Origin of the sequence: Phaeodactylibacter sp. (assembly GCF_040219495.1) — a bacterium.
Taxonomy (GTDB): Bacteria; Bacteroidota; Bacteroidia; order Chitinophagales; family Saprospiraceae; genus Phaeodactylibacter.
Window position 1 is genome coordinate 25,068 of sequence record NZ_JAVJSK010000059.1, and the last position, 21,426, is coordinate 46,493.

Consider the following 21,426-nt stretch of genomic DNA (forward strand, 5'->3'; position numbering starts at 1 on the left):
TGCAGGCTTCCCGTAGTCCCCTGTAGGAACAATAAAAAAACCGCCGGTCAAACCAATGGCCGGCGGTTTTTTTATTGGGGTTTATTGAACGCTAAACCTGCCGCTCGCTTGCCGCTGATGGCTGCTCAGGCGGTAAAAATAGAGCCCGGCGGGCCATTGTTCGCAGGGCAATTCCACATCAGAGCCAGTTACCGCTCTCGAGAGCAGGAGCTGCCCGTTGGCATTGCGCACCTCTAGCTGATAAATGTGTTGTGCAGGGTTTTTGAACTGAAGCGTCGCCTGGTCCAATGTAGGGTTGGGGACCACCTGTGCCTGTAGTTCCTGCAAGAATTCCCGGGTGCTGCTGGGTTCGATGTATTCCACACAAGGGTCCAGCAGATAGGTCACCGTCTGCTCCTGATCCAGGTTGATGATTTCATCGATGGTTTCGATACAAATAAAATCCTCGGTTACCTCACTGAAGTAGACCCGGCAGAGGGGCTGAAAACCATTGCTTTTATCGAGGGTAGAGTCCTGATAGGAAAGGCCGATGACCGTCTGCCCGGCACCGTAGGGGCTGATGGGGTAGATGGCTTCGTCGGCCAGGTTCTCCACATGCTGAATGGTGATGCCACCCATCGTAAACTGATAGGCATTGATCCTGGCAGAAGAGTTGTGCAGCCCGATATCCACGTAGCCCTCCTCAAAGTTAGTGTCAAGAATGGTAAGCAGGGTGGTATCAGTGGTATTCAGCACGCCGGCCGGAAAGTTGCAGTGGTCATGAGCGCCGCCCCCGGTATGCGGGTGCAGGTTGCCGTAATTGTAGCAGTTGGACAGCAGGCTGGCATCGAAAACGGTGATCCGCCCATCGGCATTCAGGTCATTACAGTCGGTGGGGGTCAGGTCGCCATCCAGTGCGTGGCCAACGTAGGCGTAGGCATCGGCGGTTTCCTGATTGCCGTTTTGGTCGAGGTCTCCGCGCAGAGCAGTCCCGCCGCAGTTGCCTTCACAGTCGATCACCGTATTACCGTAGGGTGCGCCGGTACAATCCACATAAGGTGCGCAGTCTTCATCCAGTGACATCTGCAGGCTGCCAGAGGAGCGGTCCAGGATGATACAGACCTGTGCCCAGTTGTTGAGTGTATCTTTTTCCACGCGGCCCAGTTTGTCCGGTGCATTATCCCAGTTGACCCGGGTGACGAAGGTGTAGCGCCCATCCTGTACATCGGTCACATCAATCCACTGGCACTCCAGAGCTGAGCTGTAGATATCGTGGCAGCCGGCGGTAATGCCCATGTTGTTGCAGCCATACTGCGGCGAGCCTGTAGTACAACCCAGGTCGATTACGCAAAAGCCGTTTTTAAAGCCGATCGGGATTTCTGTGCCATCTTCCTGGTATAAGATGTACTCTGCGTAGCCATCGTAGTGGAAATGGTCGTGGCAGTTGTCATAGGTAAATTGAGTATTGTCGCTACTGGGCTGCCCGATGAAGTAGTCCAGCTCACCATCATTGGCAATCCAGGTGGTGAAGCGGACAATATCCCGTTGCCCGTAGCCATGCAGGCAGCCTTCTTCAATCAGGCAGGGGTCGGTGGAGTTGATCGTGGAAAGAAAAATGGAGGAAGACAGGACACCCTGATCCACCACGAGGTCGGGTGCTGCCGGGCAGTTGGGGTCGCCCTGAGGCAGGCAGGAGCCATCGTCAATAGTGGCCAGAGGGTTGTAATTACAGGATGTAGGGTCGGTGCAGCCAACCACGGGCCCGAGATAGGTGAGCTCCCAGTTGATGCTGTCCGCACAGGCGTCTTCATGGTCACCGATCCTGATATAATAAGTGTAAGCCGGTTCAAAAAAGGCTTCCACAACGGCAGCCGGCGCACAGTCGCCTTCATCGTTATTGTAAAAAATGGTGCTTTGATTGTCTTCGGCGATGGTGCCGGTGCAGCCATCGTACACCCAGATTTTGGTATCGCAATCATTCAGGCCACAGGTGGAGATGAGGTAGGTCCCTACGGAATCCGGGGTGAAAGTATACCAGCTGTTGTCATAGTAGGCGGTGTGGAAGCCTTCCCCAACGGGAATAGCCGATTCGCACTCTTCGCCCGGATCGCAGTTGAAGCTGTGGGCGGCACTTTCCGAAAACTGTTGCCCTCCCTGAGCGAGCGTATCCTGCCCAACAATAACCCGGTAAAAGCCGGGGGCGAAAATACCATCCCCAAAACTATCCTGGATCAGAAAAGTCAGACAGGTGGAGTCCGGCACGCAAAAAGAGGCCTGGTAAAAAGAATTGTTTTCGTAGTCGAAAAAATCAGCCGAGCCATATGTAGTACCGCTTTGGTCCTTTACCGACCATGCGGTTTCGTACCCGTAGGTATCGGTCTGCACTTCTACCGTCACCTCAATCTGACTGGCATCGCAGGGGTCCTGCCCATAGCTTAGCATGGTAGTAAGTAGGAGGAAGAAGGGGAGTAGCTTGAGTTTTTTCATATTTAGGGTGTTGTTAAGAACTGATGTCGTCTTTTTTCAATGGATTGTAAATAGCGATTCTGATTTTTGCTTCCTTGAAGTTTTTACCGGATCAGCTTGAGGCATTTACATCCGGCTTCAGGGTTTGCCTGCTTTCGTTCAGACACGGAATACTTATCAATTTACGGGCAAAAATAGGACTTCATGTGTTTTCCAGGCTTTATTTATTGATGGTTTTCCGACAAACCGTTGATTAGACGCCTGTGTGTGCCTGGAAATCAAGCCACTAACAAGCAGTGCACGATTTTTTTTAATTAAAGCTTGCATAGTTGACTTATCCCTCCTATATTTGCAGTCCGCTACGAAAAGATGTAGCGTGTACAATAAAATCGCGGGATAGAGCAGTAGGTAGCTCGTCGGGCTCATAACCCGGAGGTCGCAGGTTCGAGTCCTGCTCCCGCTACTAATTAAAAGCGTAACAGTTGTCATAATTGTTGCGCTTTTTTTGTTTGAAAACGTAAAAGTCAGGGCGTATTGCCCATCAGTGGCAATAAGCTCTAAAGTACACCCCAATGGGCGCAACGCCCTATACCTCTTCGTTGTAATGCCCACCTCCGCAGTTGGAAAATCCGATTTTTCTGTTAGATTGAAGCTGCCAATGATTCTTAGAGCGTGTTGGGACTTTGGGCTTCTAGTTTGCAGACCGATTACTAAAATCCCAACACCCTCTTAACTAAATCCAACCTTTTGGACCAGTGGAAACGATGCCTGTACTGCGGGTCAGAAAACAACACTGCAAATTATACCTGCTCCTGCATTGCAGAGGAGTCGGCGCATGCCTACCGCGCCCTTGGGCTTCGCTTCCAGCTCAACCGGCAGGAAATAGCCGAAGTGAAAGCAGCCTTTCAGAATTATTGCTTCGACGATGAGCGGGGGATGTTGCAGTACCCGCTATTGCCCAACCGGGAATGCGCCGGGGGCATCAACCTGAAAGTCGGTCTAACGCCCCTTCACCTCCTGAAATCCTTTAGCAAAAAGTCTGGTGTACAGGTGTTTATCAAGGACGAGGGGCAAAATCCAAGTGGCTGCTTTAAGGACCGGGAGACCTTGTCCTGCCTGCTCAATACCCGGCGGCGCAAGCGAAGAAAAGCGGTAATTTACTCTTCGGGAAATGCGGCAGCCAGCGCGGCATTGTTTGCCCGGCAGGAAGGGTTGCAACTCATCACCTTCGTGCCGGGGGACACCTACGCAGAAAAGATCACCTACATTCAGAAATGCGGCTCAGACGTTGTGGTGCTGGGTAAAGCAAGCACGTCCTTTGAGGAGGGCTTCCGGCTGTTTGTAGGTCTGAACGAGGCGAATGTCTTCGAGGAAGCCGGTTTTGACAACTGGGCGGTCCGCAATCCCTACCGGGTACAGGGCGACAAAACCACAGCGGTGGAAATCGCCCGGCAGCTGGAATCACAGATGCATGAACCGATCCCCGATGTCGTCATTGTGCCCTCCGCCAACGGCAGCAACCTGGCGGGCATATGGGAAGGCTTCAAAGAGCTCAAACACCTTGGGATAACAGATAAACTGCCCCGAATGGTGGTAGCGGGCATTGCTAATGCCAATCCCATTTGCAAAGCGGTCCGGATGCAGGAACAGGAAGTACCGGTTGCGTGCGATCTTTCAGGCTTGCAGGAACAGGATGCAAAAATTGGCAGCATTATCGTGGCCGAAGAAGGGTATGACTCGGTGGAAGCCGCCAAAGCCGTACTTGAATCCGGGGGTACTGCGGTGGAAGTAGGGACGCACAGTATCCGCAAGGTGATGGTCCGCTTCTTGCACCGGGAGCGCAGATTGGCGCTGAAGCATGGGGTATTGCCGGAGCCGGCCTCCTATATCGCTATGGCCGCGGTGGAACAGCTGAGGAGCCGCCGGAAATTGCGCTTTGGGGAATCTGCCGTAGCTATTGTCACCGGGCACGGCATAAAGGCGCAGGGCACTACCCGAAGACTGCTCAAAGGGTACCCGGGCCTGCTCCGTACTGCACAGCAAATCATTGGGCGGAAACGCCGCGAAAGCCCGGTGCTCGGCGGGAAAGCCCGGGCCGGGCAGCGCCGTGTGGTTGCCGCTAATTTATCCGCCGTACAACAGGCATTCTATGATCTGGCAGAGACCGCCCTTGCTTTGGCACCTTATCAAATGAATAGCTTTTTTACCACATGATACAGAACGCTTTCCAGCAATACGCAGAGACCGCACCATTAAGAGAAGTGATTATTGGCCGTTACGAAGGCTACCGGGCGCATTCAGCCTATGAGGAAATTGTGAATGAAGACCAGAAAAAAGGGCTGCCCGATGAAGCCGCCCTGCGGTCTGAATTCCAGGCTTTCCGCTCGGCCCTTGAGGCAGAAGGGGTTACGGTTTACGAACCGGCTTACGTGGGCAAAATGGTCTACGATCAGCTGACGCCTCGCGATATCGGCGTGACGATAGGGCAGCGGTTTTTGATGTGTAACATGGCGCGCCTTAGCCGGCGGTACGAAATTGCCGGTGTATTCCCATTCATTCTTAGTCGGGTAGGGGAGGAGCCCAATCTGATTATTCCCGATGACCCCGCTGCCCTGATGGAAGGCGGAGACCTCATGGTAGACAAAGGACGCTTGCTGGTGGGCATCTCCCAGCGCACGAATGAAGCTGGCCTGGCTTTCCTGCAGGCCACCTTCGGGCAGGAATTTGAAGTCGTTCCGGTACACTGCCGGCCTCTTTCTGAAGGCGAAAACGTGTTGCACCTTGATTGCACCTTCAACCCGGTTGGTCAAAACCACTGCCTGATCTACCCAGATGGGTTCCGCGAAGTGCCTGTGCCCATAAAAAAAGATTACCAATGGATCGAGGTCCGAAAAGAAGAGCAGGCGGCCCTGGCGACCAACGTTCTCAGCATTAGCCCCGAGGTGGTCATCAGCCGTGACCACCCGGCCTGCGAGCGGGTGAATCAGGAAATGGAAGGTATCGGCCTGCGGGTTATCCGTATTCCTTTTGACGGGGCGCCGGCTACGGGCGGTTCCTTTCGGTGTTGTTCTTTGCCGTTGGTGCGGGGAGGGGGTTAGTCTTCCAGCTCGGCGAGTTTTTCTTTGAGCCAGTTGAGGCTGGCGACGTTTTTCGTTTCTTTCAGTTCTTTTTTAAACTTCTCAATAGCCGACTGATCCCCTGGCATAATCCGGGTCAGCTTCCGGGTAAAGCGGATGAGGTTACCGTAGTTTTTGCGCCGGTTGACCGGTATGTCTTTATGCCGGTTGAGGTACGCCCGGAAACTTTCGAAGAGGCTGTAGAGCGGCTCCATCTCGTCGGTTTCGTAGTAGGTGGCCAGGAGCATGGCTTTGGAGCCGAGGTTGTAGGCGACGTCTTCGTACTCGACCTCCCTGAGCAGCTCAATGACTTTTTCATGCTTTTTCTGGTAGAAGTAAACCTGGGCCAGGTTATAGGAAATAGCGTTTTGCCGAAAGGCCAGGGGCAGCTTTTCTGAATAGGTATTGATGAAGTGTTCCGTCCATTCGTATTTTCCTAATCTAAGCGCTACGACTACCAGGTTTTTGAAGTGCCATGGGGAAAGCTCGTCATTCAGGAAAATGATCTCTTTTTTGATCAGGTCCTCGTATAGCTCGAAAATCTCTTTTAAAAACTCTTGGTTACCACGATTGATTTGCCTTACACAGTAATTAATGGTTGAGATATAAATGTTCATGGCTTCCAATTGAGGAAACAAAAGTGCATGTTCCTCCAGGAGCTTTTTGAGAACATAGTAGTTCTTTGTTTCTTCTTCATTCTGTTGAGTCAGAAGCACGCGGTAATAGATTGAAATCGGGAGGACCTCACCTATTTTGTTTTCTTTTATATATTGAATTATCTCATGTATAAATCGGACATTATAGTCTTTTTCAGTAACAAATCTATTGCTTAGCGCCGCACAGTAATATCTCAATTTCTCGGCAAAATAGAAAATGTCCAAGTTGTCATTGAGTGCATCGAGGTTACTCCTGAGGGTACGCGTATGTTTGTTCTCGTCCAGTTCATAACTTCGGTTTTCTACTTCGAATTTTTTCAGGTAATAAAAGGAGGACTGCAACTCAGATTTCTCAAGCGTCCGGTTAGCTGATCTTACAGAACTGTTATACAGTTTTTCGATTCTTCGTTGCCCTACAGATTGTATGAGGTTGATCGATTTGTTAATGAGGCTGGATTCATAGATCTCCTGGCTTAGGTAGCCCTCTACAAGCTTCAATAAATCAGAACAATATTTACGAAACCGTACGTCATCATAGGGAGCACCCGGCTGAAGGAGAGACCACAGGTAGGGTTTGTCTAGGCCTCCATTGCGTTTGCTGCCGTTAATGACTTTTAGAAAGGCTTCGTACAACAGGAGCAGCTCTTCACTCCGGTTGAAGTAGGGCGACTGAATATACTTCCGGCACCGGTTCTGCTCGTACTTGTCGAAGTGCTGCAAAATTGCAAACAGTTTGCTGTTGTACATGTCGTTCAGATTATCTATATTTGCTACTAGCAACGAATAGGAAACTACATCAAATCTACTCAGGCGAACACCCTCCAAAGTCTGAGCCTACAATTAACGATATTTTTTTCACAACTGATACCTTATTTGGCATCAAATGCTAGGTAGCGGGTACGACGATTAGGGCAAAGGAGAAAAAAATAGTGCCCGTATCGAAACTGTACTCTCTAAATAGCGTAGAATTATTAGAATTGTTGTATTTTAGTCATGCAATAGCAATGCACGTCCTTTTGAGTCCACGACAAAAGGAACAAATTCACAATCCATGAATGTATTTTTACAAAAACAAAATCTAATCCTGCTCCTTGTTCTGCTTGGGCTCCCTGCTTTGGGGCTCAGTCAGGATTCGGTGAGGGATACGATTTACGAATCCCAAGGCTACAATCAAATCAGCACAACGCTTTCCTTTACCTCAGAGCCTAACGACCCGGCTCTGGTTTCGCCTCCTGCTCACGGTTCCGTGAGTTGGACGGAAGTGGGCCCGTTCGATTATGAACTGACCTACACGCGTACAGACGGCCAGATGGGAACAGATGATTTCACGATGCTGGTTTGGAAGAATGTCTTCTCTTACGAGCAGGTTAATTTTCACATTGTCGTTAAGGCTTCAGCGGTGGAGTGCCTTCACGATCACGCTACCACCGATGTCAATACGCCGGTCAGCATTGATGTGCTGCAGAATGACCTGACGACGACTGGCGTGATTTACCTCAAAAATATTCCGCTTGCCAATAATGGTTCCGCTTCCTATTCTACTGCCGACGGCACGGTTACCTTTACGCCAAGTACCGACTTTGAGGGTACGGCCTACCTGAACTACGTAGCCTGTGACAGTACAGGAACCTGCGATAATGGTACGGTCAGTATTAGTGTGCTGGGGCAAAATGCAGGTCAGTCCGACACTACGCGGTTATTCACTAAAAAGAATACCACGCTTCCGGTCTTTATCCCACAGGAATACACGCTGACTCAATCTCCGACAGAGGGCACTTATACCAACGATGGGTTTATCCCGTATTACGAACCGAATACCGACTTTATTGGAACAGATTACATTACTTTCGATTATCAGGGCGCTGACAAGGTGGTCGAAATTGAAGTGATGGACCTGGAAGACAACTCCTTTGCCGTTGATGATGAAATCCATATGACCCCTTTTGAAGGAGGTGTGGAAATCGACGTGCTGGAAAACGATGCCTTTGGCTCAGATGCAAGTTGCGTTAGCTTGCAATTACAGCCTGAATACGGTACAGCTTCCTACAATCCACAGGCGGATGGCCGTGGAGTCATGCGATATACACCACCTGCCGGTTTCACAGGGGTGGATTGGTTTACCTACTCTACCTGCCCTCCGGGTGGCACTGGCAGTCAGTCGGAAACGGCAACTGTTTATGTTTTTGTCAGCAAATACGAACCGTCTGCTACCAACTTCCAAATGAGTACGCCAAAGCTTACGCCACTTGTGGTGGGGTATAGCGTGCCCATCCAATCTTACTCTTTCGATATTGTTGAAAGTGGTGATTTGGGAACCACTGTTTTTCTGGAAGGAGCGGTAGATACGACGATTCTGGGGCAGCACATTACCGGGTACAACCTGATCATTTACACGCCCAACGGTGATGTAGACAATGGGGTAGATGAGATCGAGTTGGAATATTGCGTTAACATCAATGGCAGCTGTGCTTACCAAAAGACCGTTAAAATTGATATCGATATCCTCGATATTGGTGACGGCTCCGCACCCATGTGCTTCGACGACTGCATTTGGTCCGGTGATGCTAACTTTGATGGCATTGTCGACATGGAAGACCTGCTCACCATCGGCTGGGCTATTGGCGAGGTCGGGATTCCCCGCGCTGACGCCAACCCTGATCTTTGGTATGGTAAATATGGTGATGACTGGAATGATCCATTTCAGGATTTGCCCATTGACCTGAAGCACCTCGATACGGATGGCGATAGTCTCATTACGGCAGCTGATACGACTGCAATTAGCAATTTCTATGGAAATGCACACTCTATGACTGCCTCCGTCATTCCATTTTATGAGGATGAAATTGTCCTGCAAGGAGACCTTTATGTCAGCCCGGGCGATTTAGTAGAATTGAAAATGAAGATGGGTACGGCAGGCGATCCGGCAGAAAATATCTACGGATTTACCTTCCCGTTCTCCTATAATCCGGATTTGGTGGTTCCCGGCTCTGTTTCTGTTGATTTTGAGTCCAATAGCTGGCTGTCTTATAATTCGCCTATTCTCTATATGCAGCGGGATGATCAGGAGGGTACGCTCAATGCGGGCTTCACACGTACCAATGCAATTGCGGCGAACGGACATGGTAGAATAGGCAGTGTAAAGTTTATCGTAATTGACGATATCGATGGCTTCCGCGACGATGATGGCGAGTTGGCCCTTCAGGTTGGTGGTGGTTCTTCTACTGTGATGAATGGCGGTGGTAGCTCCTATGGCATCAATATTGGTGGTGCAACGATACATATCCGCCTCAACGAAGAAACTAAGGACGAGCCACTCAATCCTGATCAGTTGAAACTGTATCCTAATCCGACCAACCGGAACTTCATCAACGTCCACCTGAACGGACAACAGGACTTCGAGCGCATCGTGGTGCATGATCTGACTGGCCGCCCGATGTTCGATTCTGATAATGTGCTAACCAACCGCATGCAGATTTCTGTCGGTAGCTTTGCGAACGGCATCTACATCCTGTCCGCCTACACCGAGCGCGGTGTGGTCAACAAGAAATTCCAGGTGATCCGGTAAAAGCATGCCGGATTATCTTTCCCTGTTAAGCCTTTCATTTCGTAAATCATCGAAAAAAGAGGGTATATCGGGAAGTATGCAGGAAAATTATATACTATTTTGTACCTGCAAAGCGTTAGTAACGCATCAAATTTGGTAATACATTCATTGTATATACATTCGTGGAATTATAATCATTGCTATTGAGTCGCACAGAAATGTGCGACTTTTTTTTGCCTGCTTCTTTCCTTTTTTTGCCTGCTTCTTTCCTTTTTTTTTCACAGCGAACCTGTTTAGAACCTTTTTTTACTGATGTTTTAAGTGGATGGTTTGGTTGACTTGTTTTCACAAACCCCTGTTTTTGTCTTTGTTCTTCCCTGGATAATGTTGAATATTTGTACTGTGAGAGAGAAGAAAGGTCTTTAATGAAAGACAAAATACGCTCACCATCAAGATTTGAATATGTTCATGGGATTATAATTTGTTAGTAGTGAGCCGTTCGCTGCTAAAGCGAAACGGCTCACTATCTTTTATAATCTCAGCTTAAGATAAAAGAGTACGATTTCCAACTAGGTTAAACAAAGGTCGTTTACGTTTGGATATGTACTTATTCGTGAGATTTTTTAGATATGTTCATGGGATTATAAACCAAGGCTGTGCTTTTCGCACAGCCTTTTTTAGTATCCATACCAATCACTCCACCAATCCTTTAGCTGCCGCCTTAGTTTCTGTTCTGCAGCATTATCCTGTGGCTCAAATAGCTTTTCTCCTTTCAGTTCGTCGGGCAGGAAGTCTTGCTGCACAAAATTACCGGGAAAATCATGGCTGTACTGGTAGTCCTTACCGTAGTCCAGGTCTTTCATTAGCTTAGTTGGTGCATTGCGCAAATGCAGCGGCACCGGTAGGCTACCCGTTTGCCGGACGAGCTGTTGTGCCTGATTGATGGCCATATAAGCGGAGTTGCTCTTTGGTGAGCTGGCCAGATAAATCGCCGCCTGCGACAAAATAATCCGGCTTTCCGGTAAGCCAACCGCTTGTACAGCCTGGAAAGTCGTGGTTGCCATCAGCAGGGCATTGGGATTGGCCAGGCCGATATCTTCTGAAGCTGAAATCAGCAGCCGGCGGGCAATAAACTTTACATCTTCCCCTCCTTCAATCATGCGGGCCAGCCAATAGACTGCTCCATTCGGGTCGCTGCCCCGGATGGACTTGATGAAGGCCGAAATAATGTCGTAGTGCTGTTCCCCCCCTTTGTCATACCGGCTGATATTCTGCTGAAGCTTTTGCGTCACCATTTCGTTGGTCACGGTGATCGCCTCAGATGCCTTCCCGTAGTTGGTCACCAATTCCAGAATATTGTAGAGTTTTCGGGCGTCGCCACCAGAATGCAACAGTATAGCATCGTAGTCTTCAATAGTGATCTTTTGCCCCTTCAGAAACTCATCTTCTTTGAGTGCCCGGTCGATGAGCCCAATCAGCTCATCTTTGCTGAGCGGTTCAAGGACGTAAACCTGACAGCGGGACAGCAGGGCCGGAATGACCTCAAAGGAGGGGTTCTCCGTTGTGGCCCCTATCAGCGTAATGGTGCCTTCCTCCACAGCACCGAGCAGAGAATCCTGTTGTGATTTGCTGAAGCGGTGGATTTCATCAATGAATAGGATAGGGTTGGGGCTGTCAAAAAAGCGCTGGCTTTTTGCCCGCTGTATCGTTTCGCGCACATCCTTCACACCGGAGTTAATGGCAGACAAAGTGTGGAAAGGGCGGTCGAGCTCATTGGCGATGATTTTTGCCAGGGTAGTCTTACCGATGCCCGGTTGCCCCCATAATATAAAGGAGGGAATCTGACCAGACTCTATCGCCTGCCGCAAGACTGCGCCCGGCCCTGCCAAATGTTGCTGCCCAACATAGTCTGCTAATTGCCGGGGGCGCATCCGTTCTGCTAATGGTTTCATAAAAAAGTTTCAATTTTTTTCTGCCTTACCCAACGCTAGCTGGAAAACTGACGTGAAGGTAACTGAAAGCTTTGCAAAGCTGAATAATCAACAACTTGTAGTATAAAAAAAAGAACATGAAGAGTATCATTACAACTGCAGTAGCGCTGATAATTAGCGTTTTTGCCTTCGCTCAAAATGAAATTACCGTCAGTGGGACGGTAGCCTTAGCAGATGGCACTCCGGTAGAGGACATGGTGGTCAATATAAATACAGACTCCCTGATTAGCGGCGGTTTTATCTCTGCTGTAGCCCTTACGGATGCTAACGGGGGGTACACCGCCACCCTCCCTCTGGATGAAGCCGACACACAGGGCCTGGTTTATGCCTGGATCACGAACTGTGATCAGAACCTGCTCTTTGGTGATGGAAGCTGGACCCCGGTTGACACAGAAATTATTATCGATTTTACCTTTTGCGAGGTGCAGTCTTCTTGTTTGGCCTACGTTTATCCGGAGTTTGATGAAAACATGATCTCCGCATCGATGATCGGTACGCCCCCGTTTGCTTACGAATGGGATAATGGCGCAACGACACAGAGTGTTGCTGCAAATGGAAGCGGTGAGTATTGCGTGACCATAACCGATGCTGTGGGGTGTGTGGCTTCTGCTTGCTACGATGCAACGGCCGGAGGCCCGGATTCCAGCTGCTGGGTGACGCTTTTTCCGCTCGAAACCAATGATGGCCTGATCATCGAAACTCAACCCTTTGGCCTGGGCAATATCACCTATGCATGGAGCACCGGGGAAACCACACCGGCTATTACAGTGACTGAGCCTGGCACCTATTGTGTGACCACAACGGATGCTGAAGGCTGCGAAGCTACTGCTTGCACGGATTACTTTCCAACACCATGTGGCGTCAGCATAGAGATTGATGCCTTTGGTATGGAACTGCAGGCTATTCCGGAAGGGGAGGCGCCCTTCACTTTTAGCTGGAATACCAGCTCCAGTGTGGCTACCACAGATATTGACCCCAACATCACCTTCTATAGCGTAACCGTAACGGATGCCGCCGGCTGCCAGTCCACCGCTACTTACTGGTATCAGGGTGGAGTGGATTCCTGCGCTGTGGAGCTCATCCCTTTTCAAAACGGGACAATGCTGCAAGCAGTAGTTGTAGGGACAACGGACTCGGTTACTTACCATTGGAATACAGGTGATGACACGGCCTCCTTACAAGATGTAACACCTGGGTACTACTGCGTGACCATCACGACAGACAGTGGTTGTTCTTCTTCGGCCTGCATCGTTATCGAGGATCCGAGTGCACCATTTATTATCAATGGCTACGTGTACCTTCCGGACAGCATCAATGGCGGTACTTTGGAAGGCTGGGCTTACCTGATTGTATATGATGAAACTGAAGGCACTCTGACGGCAGTAGATACTGCAGAACTGGAAAATTTCCCCTTCGGAGGTGCTGCTTACTATGAGTTTGACGCACAGCCTGCGGGTGACTACCTGATCAAAGCAGCGCTTGCACCAGGCTCCAACGGGTACGAAGAGCACCTGCCAACTTATTATAGCAATGCTTTGTGGTGGGACGAAGCCAGTACGGTTACCCTTCCGTTCAACGGATGGGGCTCTTTCAACTTCACCCTCGTTCCCGGAGATAACCCCGGCGGCCCTGGCTTTATCGGTGGGTACGTGGCGGATGGCGCCAATCTGCTGCCTGGCGAGATCGAAGTCCGTGATGACACGCCCATGGAAGGCGTTTCTATCATACTGCTGGACGAGCAGGAAAACCCGGTAGCTTACACCTATACCGATGTGAATGGGGAATTTATGTTCTCAAGCCTGGCCTATGGCACCTATAAGGTTGTCATTGAGCATATCGGCTACGAGCAGCAGTACTACTGGGTAACCCTTAGTGAAGAAAACCCCGGGGCAGAAGGGCTCAACTTTGAGATCGGCGATGAAAGCATTACGGATACAGAGGAGTGGAAGGCTGAAGCCGGGGTGTCCATTTTCCCTAACCCTGCGGTTTCCACCCTGCAGGTGACCGTATCAGACGTGAGTGGGCTCGGAGCGGTACAGGTATGGAATGCCCAGGGCCAACTGATGTTGAGCCGCATGAATATAGAGCTTGGCGCAACCGTCACCTCTCTCGATGTAAGCACACTGCCTTCTGGTATGTATTACCTGCAAGTTGCTGTGGAAGGACAGCTGCTTACCCGGAAGTGGATGAAACAATAACACCTTTTCCTATGTGGGCTCAGCCGTGAATTTGACGGTTGAGCCCCTTTTTTGCTATTTTACAGAAGAATCAACCCATTTGCTCAGCTTGGAAATCGACCCAAAGCTAATAAAGGACTGCCGAAGCGGGAACCGGAAAGCACAATTTGCGCTCTACCGGCTCTGCTACCCTTTGCTGATGGGGACTTGCCTGCGCTACCGGAAAAACGAACCCGACGCAGCAGCCATGCTTAATCAGGCTTTCCTGAAGATACTGGACAACCTGGACAAATGCCCCGATGAGGCACCATTTGCAGCCTGGGCCAAACGCATTACCATCAATACCTTAATTGATGATTTCCGGAAAAACCGGAAAGTGAAAGAACTGATCGCCTCCACTTCGATTCACGACTTGCCAGAGGCACAGGGGGGCGTAGATTATAATGAAGCGGATAAGCAGTTTGATGCAGAACAACTGGAAGCATTTATACGGCAACTACCGCCAATGACGGCTAAAGTTTTCAACCTGTTTGCGATTGATGGCTACCCGCATACAGAGATTAGCCCTATGCTGGGGATTAGCGAGGGGACCTCGAGATGGCATCTGGCTTCCGCCCGAAAAAAGTTACAGGAAATGATGCGCAATGCTATGAATGCTTCAAAGATCGTATGATGATGGAACCAATGGACGAATTATTCAAAAAGAAACTGGAAGAACGGGAGCTGGGCTTTAATGAAGCACACTGGGAGGCCGCACAGCAATTGCTGGATGACCGGGACGCACGGCGTGGTGCAATCTGGTGGTGGCGCATTGGCTTGGTACTGACCCTGCTTGCCGTACTGGTATTTGTACTGGTCCCGAACGGCGTACCCTTGCCTGCAGTCGCAGAAAATACTACTTCCAAAAGTAAAACGCTCTATTCAGAAAGCGATGAGGAGGAAGCACCGGTGGCAAAACCCACTGTGGAAACAGCTGCCGGTTCAGCAAAGTCCGCTACTACGGCGGTTGCCGGGAAAACCAGGGCCAATCCACAGGTGACAGGGGCACAACCTTCCGCCCGGAAGGGTGTAGCAGCACCGCAGCAACCAATATCGGGCACTACCCACCGTAGTCAGCCCGTGGTATCCAACGCACCGGAATCAACCCGGGACGAGCGCACTTCGCCAACAGAAGCAAAGCGTTCGGGCTCCACTGTTCCCCTTATCGCCCGGCAGGAAGAAGAAGAGCGCGCAGAGCGGGTTATGGTGGCTGTTTTGGACCCGGTGCCGCAGCTGGATTTTTGGGTGATAGCACAACAGGATAGCTTTGAAGCAGCATTGCCCGAAAAATGCTGGCCGGTGCGTAAGCGTTGGGGGGTAGCGACAATCCTGGGGGGCAGCCTGCCTGCACAGGAGACTCAGGCGGGTGCAGTGCTAGGGCTTGGGCTTAGCTGGCCGGGCAATGACGGCTGGGGGCTTTACGCCGAAGGGCTTTACCGGATCCGGCCAATCTCTAATTTAGCTACACAGCAATCTTTGCAGCGCAGTTATGGATTTGGCGTGACAGAAAACACTTACGTCCTGCGGGCCAGTAGCCTGCATTACGCAGATGTTAATACCGGGGCCACTTATCAGTTTAACCGTCATCAGTTTCATGCTGGGGCTGGCGTGTCCGGGCTAATAGGCGCAAGAGGGCAACTCGAGCAGACTCAAAAGGCAGAAACAGAACTGGATTACGGGCCTGCCACTATCGCATCAGAGGGCTGGGTTAGCGAAGAAGGGCTTTCCCGACTGCTGTTCAGGGCACAAGCCGGGTATGCTTTCGAACTGTTCCCCAACCTGCTCTTGTCGGGGCGGGTTCAATATAACCTGACCCCCGTATTTGCAGCAACCGCGCCGGAAAACCCTGCCTTATCCCCGGTTTCCTTTGACCTGATGATTAAATACAACTTATGGTAAATTATAAATGGGCCCTATTGTTTTTTGTAGCTTTCCTTACTGCCGCTACGGGCTGCAATAGGGCAGACCTGCCTGAACCATTAGACAGCGACCCGGTGTTTCGTCTGCAAGGTAACCTGGAAGGGGAGGGCTTTGACCTGGCGGCAGGAGTAGAGCAGTATTTTATGTACACGGCATTTACTCCTGTCAATGACGGAAACTTTCGGTCGCTGAGCCGGCTGGAAGAGTTGGGTTGCACGACAGGGTGCGCACCGTCCTGGCAATTTGAGTTTAACGGAAGCCTGGCGGCAGTCGACAGCTTTTTTGCGCCGGGGTCAATTTCCTTTATTCAGCCGGGCAGTATTTCGGTAGATACCATTTACAAGCTGAGCCTTGCTGCCCGTTCAAACCATTCTGCGGGCGGATCGGCACTCAGCCACGAGTGGTCTTTTTTTGATGGTTCTACGGTCAATACGGCTACGGTAGAAAAAGAAATTCCCGGTCCGGGTTTGTATGAAGTTGAGCTGACTACGATCACGGAGGAGGACTGCTTAAGCTATACCAGAAAAAACTTTTCTTTTGCTTCTCCATTGCCAGGATGTGAAGTGGATTTTTATGTGGATACCACCCTTATCTTCGACTCCATTATTGTGGCGAATTACCTTCCTGGTTCTTCCCAGCCCGAGCTTTTACTGTGGCAGGATTCTATACCCGGAGAGGTCATCAGTTTTCTTTTCCCTGAACTTGAGGAGCCTGTCACCATTTGTCTGGAAGGCCTATTTCCCCAGGGATGTAGTGCCATTACCTGCCAAACCGTCATTTTGGCACAGGGAGCATCGGCAGGATCAGTATGCAGTAATGCCATTGAGGGCGGGGTAGTGATAGAAACGGACTCGACGGTCGCCTCTGGCTTATCCAACGGAGTCGTGGTCCGTTATGTAGATGAACTGGGGAATGTTTATGCTTCCGACACTGGTGAGCAGACAGGCGTTGTTGATTTCACCATTGAAACCGTCGGTCCCTTTGAAGAAAACAGCCAGGGGCAAGCCACACTGGAACTAGGCATTCGTTTTCAGTGCCAGCTGTTTGACGCGCAGGGCCAACCCTGGAGGCAAGCTGAAGGCAATGGTACCATTGCAGTAGCGGTTCCTGACTGATGATTTTAGACTGTTGTTTTTCTGCCTGCCTTCCCATCAGCAAGGAGAAAATTATTCCTATCTTTAAAAGGTACTATAAAACCAACCCTAATGCTTTGGCCTAGGGAAAAAAATGGTGATCTGACTGTAACTTTCCATTCGCAGTCTCGTATTAGATAGCATACCCTCCATATACTCCCCGTCAATAGCTTACATTTCTATTCCTTCGTGCAGAAAGAACAACTGAAAATAGTGCTTACCGCGCTATTGAGCATAGATGTAGCTATTCCTGACAAGTGCTGAATCAGGCGTTCTGACCTTTACCCTCCCTGAACATTCCTGCAATGCGTTTGCTCTACACAGGCAGCGCAATAACTATGAGTACGATCTAATTACAAGAGCGGTAACAGTATTGGTGCCGGCTCACTATGAGAAAACAAAAAAAAATATGATACCTGGCCACGTACCCAGGGTGCATACCTATACAGGGAGCCCCTATAGGACTTTGGAAGAGTTTTTCTTAAAACATCGTCCGCCCGAGCAGGTCTTTCTGATCAATGCCGGCCGCAACAGCACTATTGTTGGGGAAAAAGGGACCAGGCTTACTTTTTCTGCGCATTCACTTTCCACTACCACCGGTCAACGGATTGACGACCAAATTCAGGTTCGGCTTACGGAAATCAGCGGTCGGCTTGAGTATTTGCTTGCTGCCCGGCCCACGGCTTCGGAAGACCGGGTGGTGGATGCCATCAGCCAGGTGCAGTTCAACATATTTAGGGATGGTGCCCCTCTGCAACTCAACGAGCCGGTGATGATGGAGATCCCGGTAAGCCCGCACAGCCCCCATCCTCCAGGCAATGCGAAACTCTTCGCCCGCAGCCTGCCTACCGTACGTTCTGTAAAGAGTAATACCTTTCTCGACTGGCGCCCGCTCAAAACTCCGGTGGAAGTGCGCAAGGTAGGAGACCGTCGTTATTTTGGCTTCCCGGTGCAGCGTTGCTCCTGGTACCAATGCGGTCATTTTTTTGCCCGAAAGGATGCCAAGGTGATGGTGACGGCGAAAATTATAGCCAATACCAATAGTTTTGAAAGCCAAGAGGCCTTCCTTTGGCTGGATGATTCAAATGTTATCACCAAACTATATCCCAGTGACCGCCACTTCAGTGGTTTGAATATTCCGCGGCGGGTTTCCGGGCACGTCATCGCTTATGGGATGTCGAATGGGCAACTGCATTTTGGCGCTGCCCACCTGAAAAAAGCTGCGGACAAATTGCTGAACGTTTATATGCAACCCATGGCGGAAGCCGAAATTATCGAATCTATAAAGCATTTATGACCCCCGAAGCCTACGTAAGCCTGCTAAAGGATGCTTTTCAAGCCAACACTAACCCCGGGCAAGCCGCTCAGATGGAGGCCTACATGAAACACAACGCCCGGTTTTATGGGATCAAAACTCCGGAGCGCAAAGCTATTGTCAAAAACCATATCGCCTCTGTGGGCATGCCAGAAGGAGCGGAGCTAAAAGCTGTATGCCGATTGTGTTTTAAACCTGATGCGAACCGGGAGCTGCAATATGCCGTCAACGATTTGCTGCAAAAGTCACTCCGAAGGCTAACCCCTGATTTTCTGGATCTCGTGGAAGAATTAATTCCCCGGAATTGTTGGTGGGATACCGTCGATTTCCTCTCGCCTAAAATTGCCGGTGGGCTCTTGCTGCGCTTCCCGGATTGCCAAAAAGATTACCCTGACCGGTGGATTGAATCTGAAGACTTTTGGTTTCAACGCGCCGCCATCATTTTCCAGTTGGGTTATAAAGAAAAGACGGACACCGATCGCCTTTTCCGCTACATCCTCCGCCAGGCGGACAGCACGGAGTTTTTTGTGCAGAAAGGTGCAGGCTGGGCGCTCCGGCAATACGCCCGAACGGCACCCGAAAGCGTCCGTGGTTTTGTCCGCCAAAACCCTCACCTGCCCAAGCTTACCGTCCGGGAAGCCACCAAGCACCTTTAGCCCCGCCCTTATCCATGGTCATTCCTGATTTATAAAACCAGAGCAGATCATTACCTGCTCTGGTTCGAATGGGATCTGATTCCTGGACAGCTTAATAAACTCTATTGAATCATAATTTTATGGACACTCAAGCCTTTTTCGGTTAAGCATTCCAGCGTGTAAAGTCCAGTGGTTAGACCGGCAACCATGATTCCATTGGCAGGAAGTGTTCCATCCTGCACTACCTGTCCCTGTGCGTTGAGCAAGCGGTAGGATTTAATGGCTGCTACTTCGCCACGCAGGAAAATACGATTGCTGCTTGGGTTGGGGAACGGAGAAATGGTTGTTGGATTTAGTGTTTGTTCCTCACTGTTCGTGATTTCCTGAGGCGTATAAGTGGTGTTGATATGGATACCTTCGTGAGTGATAGCTGCCACATCGACCAGATCCAGATAGGGTAATACTTCGTTACCGAATCCAGCCGACTGAATGGAGATGATCAGGTCTTCGCTCATCACAAAGTTAAGTTGGGCAATAAGGCCCTCACCGCTGACGGCTTGCCCGTCCTTGCGGACGATAGCTACTTCGATAAGGTTTTTGTCTGGAGCTTCCTGGAAGATGTACAGCAGCTCTTCTTCTGAACCTAACCAGGAATCCGTAAAATCAAGGCTAAAGGAACCAGTCTCAAAGAATTTGGTATCAGCAGCTATGGCAAAGGCAATACCGTAAAAATCAGGTAGCGGATTGCCAATATTGCCTATACTTAAAGGCAGGGACAGCGATTGGTTAGTGGCGATAATTTCAGGTAGTTCTAAACGTAACTCGTAAGGGCCATCATTATTGTAAACCGGAGGCAGATTGGCGGCATGGTTATGAGAACGGTCATAATTGATAGACAGCACTTCGGCGTCACCCTCGTCAATGAATCCGTTACCATCTGCATCAGCATGCTTAAGGTTTAGGCCATTGATGGTAGTTACATCCCAGTCTGGCACTTCCAGTCCAGTCCAGCTGGTATTAGGTTCCTCATGTGCCGGGCCTTCCTGCCCGTAATGAACGCCAATATTGAGCAAGTCCCAGGCGTTAGCAATCCCATCGCTGTTGATGTCGCCAGCGTAGAAAAGCGGACCGAGGCATTCCATATCCAGCGGTAAGAAAACGGCAATGCCGGAGGCTACATCATCGTTGGCATCAAAGATAGCATCGTGGACATCTGTTAACTCAGTTGTGCACCAGCAATTCTGAGAGATGTTGACATTATTGGGCGTAGCGACATAAACGCCGATGCTGTCATTGTCGCATATGGTATTGTTTCGAACTATGGCTCCCGGACCATCCAGTTGAATACCGATGGTGTTGTTGGTAAAGACGTTATCGACTATGTTGCTTTCCGGGGAAGTCTCAGTAGTACGGATGCCAATTGCATTATCCGAAAAAAAACAGTTGCGGATATTGGTCCGGTAGGCATAAATTCCATACTCCGTACTGCCAATGAAAGAGGAGCTGTCCGCATCGATTAATAGGGCTGTGGCTACCTGACCGTTATCCTGAAAAGTAGAGTTCCGGATAATAGCCCGGTTGATGACGATGTTATTATTGATGAAGCAGAAATCATTATTGGTGAAGATACAATCTACGACCCGTGCGCCTTCGCTACCATCCGAAAAAGTATAAAGGTCTTCGGTAGCACGTTCGTTATTGCTGAAGTTGCAATTAAAGAAGGCCGCTCGCCCGCGCACCCCTACAGTATTGTCAGAGAAGTTGCAGTTGGTCATAGTCGGCCAATCGTAACCCTCATCGCCGTGCTCGATGGCTACAGTATTGAATTGGAAGGTGGCATCATTGACGAATCGATAACCCCCACCATTGTATTTTATTCCCTTTTCCGCAAACTCCATAGTAAAGTGGCTAAACTCCATCGCGATGGTAGTCCATAGAGGGGTGGTACTGAAGATGCCTTGCCAGGTGCTCTCTTGTGGTGCAGTAGGGGCCAGGGTGAACAACAAGGGTTCAGCTGCTGTGCCATTGGCGAATATAGAACCCGATCGAAGTTCAATACCTGTATTTTCAGTAAACTGAACCTCAACGCCAGGCTCAATAGTTAAGCTTGCACCCGGGAAGACCACTACATCTCCGGTGACGAGGTATGGACTTCCTGCCTGAGACCAGACAACAGGATCGAAAATGCCACCACTGACTTCCGTTTGTGCTTGCAGAAACGAATAGCTCAGTAGGGTAAAGAGAATGGAGAATAGTTTACAACGCATAATGCACATTTTTTGATGTTAGAAAGTCATGGTGGCTGCTCATTGTTGGAGGAGCCTTCTATCGACGATTACAAACATGCAGGTTTATTAGGATTCAATAAAATACATTGATTGATAATTATTCCTTATCTTTAGAAAAGATATTTTTCTTAGGAGTTGAATATCAGTGATATAAAGTGATTGTTAGT

The 21,426-nt window shown here is 49.9% G+C and carries 14 protein-coding genes and 1 tRNA gene; 10 read left to right on the top strand and 5 right to left on the bottom strand.

Going from position 1 to position 21,426, the window contains the following annotated elements; genetic code table 11:
- Positions 1-81 precede the first annotated feature (81 nt).
- A complete protein-coding gene (locus RIC19_RS08830) occupies positions 82-2,466 on the bottom strand; it encodes a lysyl oxidase family protein (protein WP_350177941.1) in 2,385 nt (794 codons plus the stop codon).
- A 369-nt stretch (positions 2,467-2,835) separates the two neighbouring features.
- Between RIC19_RS08830 and RIC19_RS08835 the strand changes: the two genes are divergently transcribed.
- From RIC19_RS08835 to RIC19_RS08845, 3 genes are all read left to right on the top strand, one after another.
- Positions 2,836-2,908, top strand: a tRNA-Met gene (locus RIC19_RS08835).
- A 284-nt stretch (positions 2,909-3,192) separates the two neighbouring features.
- Positions 3,193-4,659 carry a pyridoxal-phosphate dependent enzyme gene (locus tag RIC19_RS08840; RefSeq protein WP_350177942.1) on the top strand — a complete coding sequence of 489 codons (1,467 nt, stop codon included), beginning with the start codon at positions 3,193-3,195 and terminating at the stop codon, positions 4,657-4,659.
- On the top strand, positions 4,656-5,543 hold the full coding sequence (locus tag RIC19_RS08845) for a dimethylarginine dimethylaminohydrolase family protein (protein ID WP_350177943.1): 888 nt from the start codon (positions 4,656-4,658) through the stop codon (positions 5,541-5,543). Before RIC19_RS08840 ends, RIC19_RS08845 begins: the two co-directional genes overlap by 4 nt.
- On the opposite strand, the gene RIC19_RS08850 is transcribed toward RIC19_RS08845, so the two are convergent.
- Positions 5,540-6,964: a hypothetical protein gene (locus RIC19_RS08850; RefSeq protein ID WP_350177944.1), complete on the bottom strand. Its 1,425-nt coding sequence runs from the start codon at positions 6,962-6,964 to the stop codon at positions 5,540-5,542. The two genes, RIC19_RS08845 and RIC19_RS08850, sit on opposite strands and share 4 nt — an antisense overlap.
- A 304-nt stretch (positions 6,965-7,268) precedes the next feature.
- On the opposite strand from RIC19_RS08850, the gene RIC19_RS08855 reads away from it, so the two are divergent.
- Entirely contained in the window at positions 7,269-9,782 is a 2,514-nt protein-coding gene (locus RIC19_RS08855; RefSeq protein ID WP_350177945.1) for an Ig-like domain-containing protein, read from the top strand.
- Between the two features lie 115 nt (positions 9,783-9,897).
- Here RIC19_RS08855 and RIC19_RS08860 read toward each other — a convergent pair whose 3' ends face one another.
- Together RIC19_RS08860 and RIC19_RS08865 are read right to left on the bottom strand one after the other, a co-directional pair.
- Positions 9,898-10,110, bottom strand: a complete 213-nt coding sequence (locus tag RIC19_RS08860) for a hypothetical protein (protein ID WP_350177946.1) — start codon at positions 10,108-10,110, stop codon at positions 9,898-9,900.
- 328 nt (positions 10,111-10,438) lie between these two features.
- Positions 10,439-11,713 (bottom strand): replication-associated recombination protein A, encoded by a 1,275-nt coding sequence (locus tag RIC19_RS08865; protein ID WP_350177947.1) that lies wholly within the window; start codon positions 11,711-11,713, stop codon positions 10,439-10,441.
- Between the two features lie 116 nt (positions 11,714-11,829).
- On the opposite strand from RIC19_RS08865, the gene RIC19_RS08870 reads away from it, so the two are divergent.
- The 6 genes from RIC19_RS08870 to RIC19_RS08895 all read left to right on the top strand — a co-directional run bounded on the left by RIC19_RS08870 (position 11,830) and on the right by RIC19_RS08895 (position 18,992).
- Positions 11,830-13,950, top strand: coding sequence for a T9SS type A sorting domain-containing protein (locus tag RIC19_RS08870; RefSeq protein ID WP_350177948.1), 2,121 nt, complete (start codon positions 11,830-11,832; stop codon positions 13,948-13,950).
- 88 nt (positions 13,951-14,038) lie between these two features.
- Positions 14,039-14,602, top strand: a complete 564-nt coding sequence (locus RIC19_RS08875) for an RNA polymerase sigma factor (protein ID WP_350177949.1) — start codon at positions 14,039-14,041, stop codon at positions 14,600-14,602.
- A complete protein-coding gene (locus RIC19_RS08880) occupies positions 14,599-15,867 on the top strand; it encodes a hypothetical protein (protein WP_350177950.1) in 1,269 nt (422 codons plus the stop codon). The genes RIC19_RS08875 and RIC19_RS08880 overlap by 4 nt, the downstream gene beginning before the upstream one ends.
- Entirely contained in the window at positions 15,861-17,003 is a 1,143-nt protein-coding gene (locus RIC19_RS08885) for a PKD domain-containing protein (protein ID WP_350177951.1), read from the top strand. Before RIC19_RS08880 ends, RIC19_RS08885 begins: the two co-directional genes overlap by 7 nt.
- A 427-nt stretch (positions 17,004-17,430) precedes the next feature.
- Positions 17,431-18,318 (top strand): hypothetical protein, encoded by an 888-nt coding sequence (locus RIC19_RS08890; protein ID WP_350177952.1) that lies wholly within the window; start codon positions 17,431-17,433, stop codon positions 18,316-18,318.
- Positions 18,315-18,992 (top strand): DNA alkylation repair protein, encoded by a 678-nt coding sequence (locus tag RIC19_RS08895; RefSeq protein WP_350177953.1) that lies wholly within the window; start codon positions 18,315-18,317, stop codon positions 18,990-18,992. The genes RIC19_RS08890 and RIC19_RS08895 overlap by 4 nt, the downstream gene beginning before the upstream one ends.
- A 101-nt stretch (positions 18,993-19,093) precedes the next feature.
- Here RIC19_RS08895 and RIC19_RS08900 read toward each other — a convergent pair whose 3' ends face one another.
- On the bottom strand, positions 19,094-21,238 hold the full coding sequence (locus tag RIC19_RS08900) for a beta-helix domain-containing protein (RefSeq protein WP_350177954.1): 2,145 nt from the start codon (positions 21,236-21,238) through the stop codon (positions 19,094-19,096).
- Positions 21,239-21,426 lie beyond the last annotated feature (188 nt).

What these genes read in the sequence shown, in the direction of transcription:
- RIC19_RS08855 (WP_350177945.1), top strand. Translation starts at nt 7,269, where the DNA reads ATGAATGTATTTTTACAAAAACAAAATCTAATCCTGCTCCTTGTTCTG.
- RIC19_RS08900 (WP_350177954.1), bottom strand. Translation starts at nt 21,238, where the DNA reads ATGCGTTGTAAACTATTCTCCATTCTCTTTACCCTACTGAGCTATTCG.
- RIC19_RS08850 (WP_350177944.1), bottom strand. Translation starts at nt 6,964, where the DNA reads ATGTACAACAGCAAACTGTTTGCAATTTTGCAGCACTTCGACAAGTAC.
- RIC19_RS08870 (WP_350177948.1), top strand. Translation starts at nt 11,830, where the DNA reads ATGAAGAGTATCATTACAACTGCAGTAGCGCTGATAATTAGCGTTTTT.
- RIC19_RS08880 (WP_350177950.1), top strand. Translation starts at nt 14,599, where the DNA reads ATGATGATGGAACCAATGGACGAATTATTCAAAAAGAAACTGGAAGAA.
- RIC19_RS08830 (WP_350177941.1), bottom strand. Translation starts at nt 2,466, where the DNA reads ATGAAAAAACTCAAGCTACTCCCCTTCTTCCTCCTACTTACTACCATG.
- RIC19_RS08885 (WP_350177951.1), top strand. Translation starts at nt 15,861, where the DNA reads ATGGTAAATTATAAATGGGCCCTATTGTTTTTTGTAGCTTTCCTTACT.
- RIC19_RS08845 (WP_350177943.1), top strand. Translation starts at nt 4,656, where the DNA reads ATGATACAGAACGCTTTCCAGCAATACGCAGAGACCGCACCATTAAGA.
- RIC19_RS08890 (WP_350177952.1), top strand. Translation starts at nt 17,431, where the DNA reads ATGATACCTGGCCACGTACCCAGGGTGCATACCTATACAGGGAGCCCC.
- RIC19_RS08865 (WP_350177947.1), bottom strand. Translation starts at nt 11,713, where the DNA reads ATGAAACCATTAGCAGAACGGATGCGCCCCCGGCAATTAGCAGACTAT.
- RIC19_RS08895 (WP_350177953.1), top strand. Translation starts at nt 18,315, where the DNA reads ATGACCCCCGAAGCCTACGTAAGCCTGCTAAAGGATGCTTTTCAAGCC.